Origin of the sequence: Parabacteroides acidifaciens, from assembly GCF_003363715.1 — a bacterium.
Classification (GTDB): domain Bacteria; phylum Bacteroidota; class Bacteroidia; order Bacteroidales; family Tannerellaceae; genus Parabacteroides; species Parabacteroides acidifaciens.
This window is the reverse complement of record NZ_QREV01000017.1, coordinates 44,636-57,480: the sequence shown is the minus strand read 5'-3', so window position 1 is coordinate 57,480 and position 12,845 is coordinate 44,636. Positions and strand designations below refer to the sequence as shown.

Annotated in this window: 10 protein-coding genes; 2 read left to right on the top strand and 8 right to left on the bottom strand. The window is 49.3% G+C overall.

Annotated elements, in window-relative coordinates; genetic code table 11:
* Positions 1 to 37: 37 nt before the first annotated feature.
* Both DWU89_RS09260 and DWU89_RS09255 read right to left on the bottom strand, forming a co-directional pair.
* On the bottom strand, positions 38 to 535 hold the full coding sequence (locus DWU89_RS09260; protein ID WP_115499367.1) for a dihydrofolate reductase: 498 nt from the start codon (positions 533 to 535) through the stop codon (positions 38 to 40).
* A 41-nt stretch (positions 536 to 576) separates the two neighbouring features.
* Entirely contained in the window at positions 577 to 1,371 is a 795-nt protein-coding gene (locus DWU89_RS09255) for a thymidylate synthase (RefSeq protein WP_115499366.1), read from the bottom strand.
* Between the two features lie 137 nt (positions 1,372 to 1,508).
* Between DWU89_RS09255 and DWU89_RS09250 the strand changes: the two genes are divergently transcribed.
* Together DWU89_RS09250 and DWU89_RS09245 are read left to right on the top strand one after the other, a co-directional pair.
* Complete coding sequence (locus tag DWU89_RS09250) at positions 1,509 to 2,645, top strand: aldose epimerase family protein (protein WP_167451653.1); 1,137 nt, start codon at positions 1,509 to 1,511, stop codon at positions 2,643 to 2,645.
* A gap of 457 nt (positions 2,646 to 3,102) precedes the next feature.
* On the top strand, positions 3,103 to 3,462 hold the full coding sequence (locus tag DWU89_RS09245) for a hypothetical protein (RefSeq protein WP_115499396.1): 360 nt from the start codon (positions 3,103 to 3,105) through the stop codon (positions 3,460 to 3,462).
* Positions 3,463 to 3,561: 99 nt separating this feature from the next.
* On the opposite strand, the gene DWU89_RS09240 is transcribed toward DWU89_RS09245, so the two are convergent.
* The 6 genes from DWU89_RS09240 to DWU89_RS09215 form a co-directional block, all read right to left on the bottom strand.
* Positions 3,562 to 4,839: an O-acetylhomoserine aminocarboxypropyltransferase/cysteine synthase family protein gene (locus tag DWU89_RS09240; protein WP_115499364.1), complete on the bottom strand. Its 1,278-nt coding sequence runs from the start codon at positions 4,837 to 4,839 to the stop codon at positions 3,562 to 3,564.
* Between the two features lie 63 nt (positions 4,840 to 4,902).
* Positions 4,903 to 6,231, bottom strand: a complete 1,329-nt coding sequence (locus DWU89_RS09235; protein ID WP_115499363.1) for an MATE family efflux transporter — start codon at positions 6,229 to 6,231, stop codon at positions 4,903 to 4,905.
* Between the two features lie 178 nt (positions 6,232 to 6,409).
* Positions 6,410 to 8,152, bottom strand: coding sequence for a TonB-dependent receptor (locus tag DWU89_RS09230; RefSeq protein ID WP_115499362.1), 1,743 nt, complete (start codon positions 8,150 to 8,152; stop codon positions 6,410 to 6,412).
* Between the two features lie 9 nt (positions 8,153 to 8,161).
* Complete coding sequence (locus tag DWU89_RS09225; protein ID WP_115499361.1) at positions 8,162 to 11,161, bottom strand: tetratricopeptide repeat protein; 3,000 nt, start codon at positions 11,159 to 11,161, stop codon at positions 8,162 to 8,164.
* Positions 11,162 to 11,241: 80 nt separating this feature from the next.
* A complete protein-coding gene (locus DWU89_RS09220) occupies positions 11,242 to 11,754 on the bottom strand; it encodes an NUDIX domain-containing protein (protein ID WP_115499360.1) in 513 nt (170 codons plus the stop codon).
* 87 nt (positions 11,755 to 11,841) lie between these two features.
* Positions 11,842 to 12,804, bottom strand: a complete 963-nt coding sequence (locus DWU89_RS09215) for an ROK family protein (protein ID WP_115499359.1) — start codon at positions 12,802 to 12,804, stop codon at positions 11,842 to 11,844.
* Positions 12,805 to 12,845: the final 41 nt, after the last annotated feature.

Below are 12,845 nucleotides of genomic sequence, written 5' to 3'. Positions count from 1 at the left end.
CAAAAAGTTGTAAAACTACTGTTAAATAGGAGTAATTCTATTTTTTACGTACGTAAGTCAGGAATGTGTAGGGGTACGGATTTTTCTCGTCTGCCTCGAATTCCTGGCGTTCCACCTCTTCCCACAGATCCCAGTTAACAACCGGGAAGAACGCGTCTGCATCGGGGAAGTCGCCGTGTACGCGGGTCAGATACATCTTGTCGGCAATGCCTAATCCTTGTCTGTAAACTAAGGAACCGCCGATGATGAAGATGTCTTTTTCTTTTTCGCAAATATCCAAAGCGTCGTGCATCGACTCGCAAGCGAAGCAATTGACGAAACCGGCTTCCGGCATGGTCGTCAGTACTACGTTTTTGCGGTTGGGCAGTCCGCCTTTAGGTAAAGACTCGAAAGTTTTACGTCCCATTATTACGGCGTGGCCTGTTGTCAGGTCTTTAAAACGCTTCATGTCTGCCGGCATGTGCCAGAGCAGTCCCAGATTCTTCCCGATAGCATTGTTGTCGGAAATAGCTGCTACAATTGAAATAGTACTCATAAACTTATCGAATTAAATAATCTTGCTGTCTTTATTTTTATTTAGACGGCCACTTCACCCTTGATATGCGGGTGCGGGTCGTATCCTGTCAGAGTAAAGTCTTCGTATTGGAAGCTGAATATGTCTTTTACTTCCGGGTTGATCTCCATACGGGGGAGCGGACGCGGGTCGCGTGTCAGCTGCAACTTCACCTGCTCGATGTGGTTCGTATAGATATGCGCATCACCGAGCGTATGCACAAAATCTCCGGCTTTCAGGCCTGTCACCTGCGCCATCATCTGTAATAACAGTGCGTACGACGCGATGTTGAACGGAACACCTAAGAAGATGTCGGCACTGCGCTGGTACATCTGCAAGCTCAAACGCCCGTCTGCCACATAGAACTGGAAAAATGCATGGCAGGGAGGCAGGTTCATATTGTCCAGATCCCCGACATTCCAGGCGCTGATGATGATACGGCGCGAATCGGGGTTGTGCTTGATGGTTTCCACCGCCTCGCTGATCTGGTCGATGCTGCCGCCTTTATAGTCCGGCCATGAACGCCATTGGAAACCGTAGATATGCCCTAAGTTGCCGTCTGCATCCGCCCATTCGTTCCAGATACGTACACCATGGTCTTGCAGGTATTTTGCGTTGGTATCGCCCTGGAGGAACCATAGCAGTTCATATATAATGGATTTCAAATGCAGTTTCTTGGTCGTTAGCAGAGGAAAACCGTCTTCCAGATTGAAGCGCATCTGATGTCCGAACACACTGTATGTACCGGTTCCGGTCCTGTCTTCTTTCTTAACTCCTTCACGGAGGACACGATCGAGTAAATCTAAATATTGTTTCATTTTTCTCTATTAAGCATCACAAATGTACGAAAGTGATTTGTATTAAACAACATTATTCAGCAGCATCGTTTGTTTTTGACAATAATACTGTATATTTGCCAGCATATCTAACAAACATTAATTTATTAGTATCGAAGATGAAGAGACTATGTATGGCTGTCATGGCAATGTGTGTTTTGTTGTCATGTACGGAGAAAAAAGAGGAAGCCACTCTTTCTGGACTGATGAAATCTGATTTCGTATCAGAAGTACAAGGAAAACCGACCGCATTATATGTGTTGAAAAACCAGAATGGTGCAGAAGCTTGTGTAACAAACTGGGGAGGACGCCTGGTTTCGGTGATGGTGCCCGACAAAGACGGCAAGATGACGGATGTCGTCTTAGGTTACGACAATATCCAGCAGTATGTCGACAATCCTAATAATAATTATGGCGGGTTGATCGGACGTTATGGCAACCGTATCGCACACGGCAAGTTCTCATTGGACGGCAACGACTACCAGCTTCCGCTGAACAATAACGGCCATTGTCTGCACGGCGGCCCGAACGGTTACCACACGGTTGTCTGGGATGCCAAACAGGTGAACGACCAGACTGTCGAACTGACTTATCTTTCCAAAGACGGTGAAGCCGGTTTCCCGGGTAATCTGAACGTGAAAGTCACCTATACGTTGACAAACGACAATGCCGTCGATATCAAATACGAGGCTACGACAGACAAACCGACCGTTGTCAACCTGACTAATCACAGCTATTTCAACCTTTCCGGCGTTCCGGGTTCTCAGATTCTGGACCACTCGATCATGATTAATGCCGACACGTATGTTCCGGTAGACGAGACACTGATCCCGACCGGAGTGTTGGAAGATGTAGCCGGTACTCCGATGGATCTGCGCCAGCCGGTTGCTGTCGGTGCACATATCGATGAGCCGTTCGAACAGTTGGTAAGAGGTAAAGGATATGACCATAACTGGGTCTTGAATAATAATTGCGACATGAATGTCCTGGCAGCAAAAGCCGTATCGGCAAAAAGCGGCATCGGTCTTGAAGTCTATACTAACGAACCGGGTATCCAGTTCTATGCCGGAAACGCAATGGCGAAAGCCGGTGATAAGGGAAAACTGGGTGTTGTCTATCCGCATCGCGGTGCTTTGTGCCTGGAAACACAGCATTATCCCGACTCTCCCAACCAGCCGAACTTCCCGAGTGTAGTGCTGCGTCCGGGTGAGAAATACTTCAGCGAATGCCTTTATAAGTTTACGGTAGAGAAATAATTACACGATATCTAAGGGGGATTTTTGACAATCGGAAGATTGGGGAGGGCGGCTGTAAAAGGCCGCCCTTTTTGGTTGCGGGAAATCTTAGATTCATATCTGTTAATGTTTCTTTGTAAACTATATAGTTCATCGTTTTTGCTTATCTTTGTGGCAGACCTAAAATCGTCGGAGCTTTGACTTTTCGGCTGTTTTATGGTAGGAAGCTTTAAGCGTTTAAGATATTATCTTTGGAACTGAAAATCGCCAACTTTCAACTCGGACAAAGATAATAGACAACTGGACGCTCACGCTTGTTATATATACTCGTGTATATAGAATAAAGCGTGGGCTGTTGTTTATTATTTGTCCGATGGGTGTTTGGCGATGCCTCAGTTTCGAATAGTAGATTACAGTTCCCACGCTTTTTAACATATAGATGCCAAACATAGGGGAGCAGGGCGGCAATAATAGCAGTATGAGCTCAGGTGAATCGGAAAGAATTGCAATATGTTGTGTTTTACTGGATGTTATGAAGGCTATGGGGGCGGAAGACGATATAGAGGCTTGCCGCCACTATCAATCATTGAAAGGGAAAATGAATATAGCCGATTCTGACTTCGAACAGGCGCGTTCGGCGTCGGTCTTGTCCAGCCTGGTTGTCTTGAAAGGCATGCACTACAATAAGAAGATGCTACTTGCGTTGACTGTCTGTGATTTCTATTCCGGTTATACCCATGTCCCCCTCAATTTTCGGATTGCATTTGAAACCCTGATGAATGCAATCGAATGGCCTATCTCTTTCTCGGAGATCCTCACAATCAGCCGGACGGAATAAAGTCAATACATAGTACCGGACGCAGAGTAACGCAGACTTTTATTATTAAAATAAATATTATCTGCGTTACTCTGCGTCATCTGCGTCCGGTAAATTATACTATTTCAGCGCCTGTTCGATATCAGCGATAATATCGTCGGCATTCTCGATACCGACGGAGAGGCGGATCAGGTCGGGAGCTACGCCTGCTTCGATCAGCTGTTCGTCCGACAACTGGCGGTGCGTATGGCTGGCAGGGTGGAGGACACAGGTGCGGGCGTCGGCCACATGCGTAACGATACAAATCATCTTCAGGCTGTCCATAAAGCGGATGGCATCTTCACGGGAACCTTTCAGGCCGAAAGCGATGACACCGCAAGTGCCGTTCGGCATATATTTCTGAGCCAGTTCATAATACTTATTACTCTTCAGACCGGGGAAGTTGACCCAAGCTACCTGCTCGTTCGCTTCTAACCATTCGGCTACCTGCTGTGCGTTCTTGCAGTGCTGAGGCATACGCAGGTGAAGGGTTTCAAGTCCCAGGTTCAGCAGGAACGAGTTCATCGGAGATTGGATGGAACCTAAGTCGCGCATCAACTGTGCCGTCGCCTTTGTCATGTAGGCCATCTTGCCAAAAGCCTTCGTGTAGGTCAGGCCGTGATAGGATTCGTCCGGAGTTGTCAGGCCGGGGAATTTGTCTGCGTGGGCATCCCAGTCGAAGTTACCGCTGTCTACCACTGCACCGCCGACACTTGTCGCATGGCCATCCATATACTTGGTCGTAGAATGGGTCACGATATCTGCTCCCCATTCGAACGGGCGACAGTTGATAGGTGTGGCGAAGGTATTGTCGACGATCAGGGGAACACCATGACTGTGGGCGATGCGGGCGAACTTCTCGATATCCAGCACGCTCATACCCGGGTTGGATAATGTCTCGCCGAACAGCGCCTTCGTGTTCGGACGGAAAGCAGCCGATATTTCTTCTTCAGGTGCGTCCGGGTCCACGAATGTCACATCGATGCCCAATTTCTTTATCGTCACGCCGAACAGGTTGAATGTTCCGCCATAGATAGTAGAAGAACAAACCATGTGGTCGCCCGCCTCGCAGATGTTGAATACGGCATAGAAGTTCGCAGCCTGTCCCGAAGAGGTCAGCATGGCGCCTACGCCACCTTCCAAAGCAGCTATCTTAGACGCAACGGCGTCGTTGGTCGGGTTTTGCAGGCGGGTGTAGAAGTACCCGCTTTCTTCCAGGTCGAACAATTTGGCCATCTGTTCGCTGGTGTCATACTTGAATGTCGTACTCTGATAGATGGGCAGGACGCGCGGTTCTCCCTTTTTCGGTTGCCAGCCTCCCTGCACACAGAGGGTTTCCGGCTTTAATGGATTGTTCATTATGGTAATGTTTTACTAAGTATTTGTTATTATCCGGCAAAAATAAGGAATAGTTCGTTACTATCACAATATCTTCTTCTGTAAAATACGGAACCAGGCGAACAAGACGATTCCTTTCAGCATGCTGGAAATGCTGATTGCCCACCAGACACCCGCTATTCCCAGTCCCATAGCCGTCAGTCCGATCGCCATCGGGATGCGCAGGCTGTTGAACGTGATGCTGATGATGGCCGGCGGAACCGTGCGACCTGTCCCGTAGAACAAGCCCTGCATCGTTATCTCAAGCATCATGAAGATCATCGAATAACCGTCGATGCGGAGGAAGATGCCGCCCGCCTCGTAAGCCGCCTTTTCCGGGACAATCAGGGAGAACAGTTCGCTGCCGAAGAAGACGAACAACAGAGTACAAAAGACTCCTAATATCGCCGTCATCTTCAATGTCGTATGATAAGCCCCGAGGACGCGCTCCTTCTTGCGGGCGGCATAGTTCTGGGCGACAAAGGTACTCAGTGCCGTACTGAACCCTTGCGAGGTGTTCCAGGCAAGCGCTTCGATCTGACCTCCGGCAGTCAGTGTCATCAGTCCGATATGTCCGCCGTAGGTCGACGCCGTACGCGCCATCATAAGGTTGATAACGGCAAAGAGGCTGTTCAGCATCGCAACAGGAAGTCCTAACTGAAAGATCCGTTTGCTGTACCGGCTCTTCAACCGCACGAAGAAGGAGAAGCCTCCGAATAATTTGTATCTCTTTTTCAGGTAATAAATGAAAATCGCAAGGACAGTCGCCTCCGACAGCCAGGTCGCGCAGGCAGCTCCGTCCGTCCCCATCCCGAAGCCAAATATGAACAGCGGGTCGAGTATCATATTCATTATCAATCCGCTTCCGCTGACGTAGAACGGTATCTTGCTCAGCCCCGCCGCATTATAGATTCCGGTACAGGCCGCCGACAGGAGTACGAAAGGAAAAGCCGTTGAGATAATCCGCAAGTAAGACACGGCATGTGCCGAAATGGTGGCATCCAGTTTGAAGAAACCGATGACAGGATACGCGAGGGCAAACAGCAGTAATCCCCAACAGATCGAGATAATCAGCGCGATTGTCAGGTTATGGGAAGCAAAGTTCCGGGCTTCTTCCGCCTCCTGCGCCCCGATGCTTTGCGCAACGCTGACCTCCGAACCTACTTTGTTCAGATAGGAGATGGAACTCGTCATCCACGTCAGAATACCGACAGCTCCGACTGCCGCCACCGCTTCGCTGCCCAGACGTCCCACCCAAGCCATATCAGTGATGCTATATGCCATCTGAATAAACGAGGTCCCCATTATGGGAAGTGCCAGGTTAAACAGTTGCTTCTTGATAGGTCCTTCCGTCAGATTCTTTGTCCCTTGCATGTCCGTTTCGTATTTGGTTGCAAAGATACCAACAATAAAATAAATAGACTAAAACCGTTCAATCTTTCATTACAGGTGCCAATAGTGCCTCAATCCAGAGCTTGACGTGGAATCCATAAATAACAAAGCCTCACGGAAGCACCATGAGGCTTTGTTATGAAGTTTATCTGCAGATGAATCAGAAATTAATGTTCACGCCAATCATTGCACTGAAGCTCTGGAGCGGATAGCCGTAATAGAGTTCGTACTTCTGGAACAAGACGTTGTTCAGTTTCAGATACAGGCCGAAGGTGTCGTTCAGCGTGTATGAACCGGTCAGGTTCAGTTCGTTGATGTTCTTCATCTTTTCTCCGCCGGACAGTCCTAAGTAAGTCTTGCGTCCGGTGGCCAGGTAATAATCCAAAGATGCGGTGACCTGGCTGATCGGGCGGACTGTCACACCTGCTGTCACTTCCATTTCGGGCTTGCCGTAAGCGTTATCGATGTCGTCTACGCTCCAATGGTTGTAAACGCCTTTCAGGTTGATGTCGAATAATTGCTGATAGCTGTATTTCAGGTTCACGCCTCCGAATGCCTGTTTGGCTTTCGCTTGGATGCCCAGGCTGACGTTGGCAAAATATCCGTCTTTCGTAGCAAAGGTTGGTATGAAGAATACTTCATTACTCGTGATTTTATAACCTCCGAATACATCGAACCAGAAACCGGGAGCGACACCGCTTCTGATGCCGACCGTGCCGTCCAGGTAATTGCGCGAAGGAAGCAGTTCCATCGTCGGATTTATATAACGGTTGATCAGGGACATATCGTACATACTGTTGGAGTAGAGTTTACCGCCGGCAACAAGGTAGAGTTGCGTCTTGTCGGCCACTTCCACATCCGCCGCGATATTGGGCGAAGCCATGAACTTGCTGTTATCGCCGGTTACAAACATCACGTTAGCACCTAATTTCAAATTCCAGTTGTCTCCCGCCACCTTATAATAAGGGGAAAGGGTTGCTTCGGCATGGTTCTCAAATTCCAGATATTCCTGTCCGTTCAGTGTTGGCAGGCTGTAGTTAAAATATTCCACGTTACCGCCTAATCCGATCCGTTGCTCGCCACCGAAACGGGCGTTCAAGTCGAACTTGACGTCGAATGTATGTTCGGTCGGTCCGTCCTGATCCTTGCTCAATGCATATTTGTGCGAGAAGTTTGTATATCCTAAGTCGAGCATATAGCCGAGGGGCGCATCTTCTTTCGACTCGATACCGATCTTTGCCTGGATCGTCTGGTTTACCTGATTGGTTTCACGGTCGAACTTGTCCGGGTCCAATGTTGCCGAGGATATGGGGGTAGCGATCGGCAGACCGTAGTAATTGAATGCCGAGTATCCATATTTGATCCCCATATCCAATGACATCTTATCAAAGGCGTGTTTGAAGTTGAGGCCGCCCATGTTGTCGTTCAACTTAGCCTTTACCTTGTCAAAGTCCGTGTCGATATATTTCACCTTCCCGTTCGTCGAGCGATGTGAGAACCAGATGTTCAGCTTGTCCTTGTCGGTGCTCAGGATATGATAACCTAAGTCGCCGTTCAGGTTCAGGTAGGTGCCGCCTCCGAAGTTGAAGTAACCCCGGCGTTTGTTGTATTGGATGTCTGTCATGATGTTTCCCGAAGGAAGCAGGCTGATCTCTTTTTCCGGCTCCGTCGGAATCGTGAAAGTAGCGTAGTCGATCGGCATCTTCTTGACAACCGGCTCTTTGATGACCGGAAGTGTGTTCACCTTGCTGGCATCCTGTACGCTCGGGTCGTACTCGCGTTCGAGTGTCATTTCCCGGTTCAGGTCTTTTTCCTTCGTCTTGTCTTCCTGTGCACCGGCGGTTGCGACGCTTCCTAACAGGGCCATCACACACAGTGCTTTGATGTTGTATATTGTCTTCATCACTTCTTCTTAGTTCTTTAGTTTTCCCAATCTATTTTCTATCATACCGGCGATATCGTCATCACCATTATAATTGTTCTGCAGGCTGGTGAGATACTGACGAGCCTGGAAGTCATCACCCTGGCGGATGTAGATGTCGGCCAGCAAGATGAATCCGCGAGCCAGCCAGTACTGATGAGGCGTACCGTTCTCGATGAAGTTCATCAGTACTTTTTCCGCCTCCTTGTCCTTGTCGGTGTCGTAGTATAATTGTGCCAGCAGGTATTTGGCTTCGGCGCCGTGCACCGTACGCGTATCCTTGCTCAGTTCTTTCAGGTCGGCCAATGCCTTGTTTCCCTGTTTCTGGTCGATGTAGGCTTTGGCACGGACGTAGCGGGCTTCCGCTTCGAGTTCGGGCGAGAGCTTCGGCTCTTTCAACAGTTCGTCCGCTGCTAAAAGCGCGTCTTTCTGCTGTCCGGTCTGAAGAGCACAACGCATGATACCTAAACGGGCCGCCTGCTTGTTTTCGGGGCTTTCGGCTACGACCTGCAAGCGCTTGAAGCTTTCCAATGCTGCCGGGTAATCCTTGCCCAGGTATTCGATTTCGGCGGTGCGGGCAACCGATTCTTCCAGGAACTTGGTGTCGCCGCTTGCGATAACCGATTTGAAGCGCTGGATTGCTTCGTCGAACTCTTTCTTGGCAAAGGCGATACTTCCCAAATAGAAGTTGGCATTCGAACTGAATGCACCTTCGGGGAATGTCTGCAAATAGTTGACTAAGCTGCGGCGTGCGCCGTCGTTATCGCCACGCATAAAGAGCTTTTCGGCAGCGATGTAGGTCAGCGAATCCTGTTCGCTTACTTCCAGGCGGATGTTGCCGCCCAAGGAGTTTACGTAGTTAGCGTATGCGTTGATATCGTTGAGGTCGATGTAGACCGATTTCAAATCTTGCAAAGCGACCTTCGCTTCTTCGCTACCCGGATAGTTGCTGATGACGTTCTTGTAGGCTGCGAGCGCCTTCTCCGGCTGGTTGTCATTGTAGTAAAGCAAACCGAGCTGGATGCCTGCCTTACGCGCCAGACTGCTCTGTGGAAATTCTCGGATCAGCTTCTCGAAGGCTTGTGCGGCGGAAGAGCTGTTTTCCAGCAGCACGTAAGAACGTCCCTTCTCGAACAGGGCGTCGTCTACGTATTGCGATTCGGGATATTCGGTGATCAGGCGGTCCATGGCGCTGATCTTGCCTCTGTAGTCTTTCTGCAAGCCGAGCAAGAATCCTTTCTGGTAAATGGAGTAGTCGCCGGCGGAAGGAGACAGCTGGGCGGCACGCGAATAGTTCTCTTCGGCCAGGCTGAACTGGCGGTTCTGGTAGAGACAGTCGCCAATACGGTTGTAGGCGTCGGCCAGCGAGGCTGCCTGCTGGTTGCTTTCCAGATCGACATACTGGCGGAAACGGTTCAGGGCGGCGCTGTAGTCTCTCAGCTTGAAATAGCTGTAACCTAAGTTATAGTAGGCCAGTGCGTACATATCCGTATTGCGCTGGCGTGTATTGTTCAGGTAGGTCCGGTAGTCGGAGATCGCATTTTCATATTCTCCCATGCGGTAGTACGATTCGCCGCGCCAGAAGTAGGCGTCGTTGCGGGCCTCCATATTGTAGGAACCGAGTGTGATTGCCTGGCTGAAGAGGCTGACGGCGTCGTCCAACTTGACGTTGGTGAAGGCCTGTGTCCCGAGCTGGAAGAGGATGTCTTGTTTGGCTTCCAGTATCTTGGTGCTCGGATGCTTGATCTTGTTGATCGACTTCAGAGCCGCTTCGTAGTTCTTGGTCGTCAGGTAGACTTCGACTAAGTAATCGTTCACCTTGTCGGCATATTTCGAATTGGGGAAGTCGTTCAGGAAATCTTCGAAGATTGTCACCGACTCGCCGAATCCGGTAAAGGCCGTTTCGTGGATCAGCAGTGCGTAGTTGTACATCGCCACTTCCTTTATCTGCTTGTCGAACGATGAGGTGGCGGCTGCCTCGAACGCCATACGAGCGTTGTTCTTGTCGCCTAACTTCAAGTAAGACTGTCCGAGGTAGAGATAAGTGTTTTGCGTCAGCTCGTCGTTCTGGCGGACTGTCCGGCTCAGAGCGTTGACGGCGCTGCTGTAGTTACCTTTATTATAATAGCAGACACCCAGGATATAGAGGTCGCTGCGGAGCGGGTTTTCCGTTGTGGAAACATATTTGCTCAACATCTGGATCGCCTTGCTCTGGTCGCCCAGGTGGTAATACGAATCACCGACGATGCGGTACATCTCGCTGTTGTTCTTGCTGTCGGGGTAGAGGGAGAGAAGTTCTTCGCCTTCTTTCACCACCTTATCATATTTTCCCTGGATGAAATAGATTTGTGCGATGTAGTACTGCGACTGTTCGCGGAACTTCGGGCTTTCCTTCAGGCGGGAAAACTCGATAAGGGCGTTGTTGTACTTGCCCATTGCGTAGTCGATATAGGCGACATAATAGGTCGATGCCTCTTTGTATTTATCGCCGATCTGTTCGATGCGGGCGAAGTAGCCGCGCGCTTTTTCCATCTCGCCGGTCTGCAACAACGAGTAAGCCAGACGGAAGGAATAGGCTTCCTGCTGTTCGGGGCTTAAGACGTCGATGTCGGCTTCGTTAAACCAGAAGATCGCTTTCTCGTATTCTCCGCGTTCAAAATGGATGGACCCGATCAGAAAATCGATCTCGTTGCTGTGACGGGAAGCCGGATATTCTTCGAGGTAGTCTTTCAGAAGCTCGTCTGCATTGGGACGCCCCTGTTCGTAGGCGGCGTAGACCAGCATATAGTCGGCCTCCTGAATCAGGTCTGCGTCGGTGGAGTGCTGTTTATAAGCCTCCAGCTTGTCGATGCAACCGGCATAATTTTTTAAACTAAACAACTCTTTCCCTTCTACAAATAGGCGGTCCGGTGCATCAAACTGGTATGACCGTTGCCCATGCGCAACATGACTCCCCACAACTATGCACAGTGGAATAAGTATTCTTTTCATCACTCCTTAGCTTTTATAATACAGATATATATAAATATAACGGTATCCGTTAGTTCTAAGTTGCAAATATAAGAAATATATTACTTTATATAGCGGCCTACCGCTTTTTTGATGGACTGTAAGCCGAAATCGTCCGGATTCAGTTGGCTGGCGGGGAGGATTACTATTTCGGCGGCATCGTCTTCCGCCTTAGCTCCGTCGAACGATTCGGTGAGGCATTCGAAGAACATATCGACCGTGTGGACGTCAAAGCCGCAATAGGGGTAGATGTTGGGAATGGAGAAAAGGTAGCGGCAATCGGTCAGATCCAGCCCGGTTTCTTCCTTTACTTCCCGGTGGGCGGCCTCTTCGGCCGATTCGTACATGTCGACAAAACCGCCGGGCAGGTCGAGTGTTCCTTTAGCCGGTTCTTTGGCGCGGCGGACGAGCAATAACTCTCCTTCCGGATTCCGGATGAAGCAGGCAACGGCAGAAGATGGATTAAAATAATAGACGAATCCGCATGTGGTGCATTGTTTGGCTTTTTCGTTGCGTTCCACAAATGTTTTGGCTCCGCATTTCGGACAGTACGCAAATTGGTGTAAAGGATGCATGGCAGTTAAAAGTTGAAAGTTAAAAGTTGAAAGGTGAGAGTTGAGAAATTAAACTTTCCACTTTCACCTTTCCACTTTCACCTGTGTTTATTTTACTTCCCAACCCAGTGCGCTTGCGCCCAATACGGCTGCATCGCTTTCTTTCAATTGAGAGAATAACAGTTTTGTCTTACCTTCGAACACTTTCAGCATGTTCTTTTCCATCGAACGTTTGATCGGGTTCATGATCAGATCGCCGGATTTAGTCAGACCACCGAAGAGGATGATCGCTTCAGGACTTGAGAAGGCAACGAAATCAGCGAATGCTTCACCCAAGATGTTTCCTGTAAATTCGAAGATTTCCAGCGCTAACTTGTCGTTTTTCATTGCTGCATCATATACGTCTTTGGATGTGATTTCGTCCGGGTCCAGTTCGCGAAGCAAGCTGTCGTCCTTACGGATTTCCAGAAATTCGCGTGCCGTACGGGCAACACCTGTTGCAGAAGCGTATGCCTCTAAACAGCCCTGACGACCGCAACCGCAAGGACGTCCGTTGTTACGGCGCATGATCACGTGACCTAACTCGCCCGCAAATCCGTCATGTCCGTAAACCAGGTTACCGCCGATTACGATACCGCTGCCGACACCTGTTCCCAAAGTGATCACGATAAAGTCTTTCATACCGCGTGCTGCGCCATAAGTCATTTCACCGATAGCAGCCGCATTTGCATCGTTTGTCAATGCAACGGGTATTCCGTCCAACTTTTCGCTGATCAGCTGAGCCAAAGGAATTTTACCCTTCCAGGGAAGGTTCGGGGCAAATTCGATACAGCCGTTGAAGAAGTTCCCGTTAGGAGCCCCAACGCCTACACCTTTTATTTTATCCGGGCCGCCAGCCTGGTCGATCACTAATTTCAGACCTGTTGCCAGATCGCTAACATACTCGTCAACATCGGTATATTTACCAGTCTTGATTGATCCACTGTACAAGATTGAACCTCTTGCGTCTACTACGCCAAAAACAGTATTGGTACCACCTATATCGATACCTACTACATAAGGCTTCTCCATGATTTTATATTTTAGATTAATAATGCTTTTTCTGGAAAGCA

What these genes read in the sequence shown, in the direction of transcription:
- DWU89_RS09260 (WP_115499367.1), bottom strand. Translation starts at nt 535, where the DNA reads ATGAGTACTATTTCAATTGTAGCAGCTATTTCCGACAACAATGCTATC.
- DWU89_RS09235 (WP_115499363.1), bottom strand. Translation starts at nt 6,231, where the DNA reads ATGCAAGGGACAAAGAATCTGACGGAAGGACCTATCAAGAAGCAACTG.
- DWU89_RS09230 (WP_115499362.1), bottom strand. Translation starts at nt 8,152, where the DNA reads ATGAAGACAATATACAACATCAAAGCACTGTGTGTGATGGCCCTGTTA.
- DWU89_RS09250 (WP_167451653.1), top strand. Translation starts at nt 1,509, where the DNA reads ATGAAGAGACTATGTATGGCTGTCATGGCAATGTGTGTTTTGTTGTCA.
- DWU89_RS09255 (WP_115499366.1), bottom strand. Translation starts at nt 1,371, where the DNA reads ATGAAACAATATTTAGATTTACTCGATCGTGTCCTCCGTGAAGGAGTT.
- DWU89_RS09245 (WP_115499396.1), top strand. Translation starts at nt 3,103, where the DNA reads ATGAGCTCAGGTGAATCGGAAAGAATTGCAATATGTTGTGTTTTACTG.
- DWU89_RS09225 (WP_115499361.1), bottom strand. Translation starts at nt 11,161, where the DNA reads ATGAAAAGAATACTTATTCCACTGTGCATAGTTGTGGGGAGTCATGTT.
- DWU89_RS09215 (WP_115499359.1), bottom strand. Translation starts at nt 12,804, where the DNA reads ATGGAGAAGCCTTATGTAGTAGGTATCGATATAGGTGGTACCAATACT.
- DWU89_RS09220 (WP_115499360.1), bottom strand. Translation starts at nt 11,754, where the DNA reads ATGCATCCTTTACACCAATTTGCGTACTGTCCGAAATGCGGAGCCAAA.
- DWU89_RS09240 (WP_115499364.1), bottom strand. Translation starts at nt 4,839, where the DNA reads ATGAACAATCCATTAAAGCCGGAAACCCTCTGTGTGCAGGGAGGCTGG.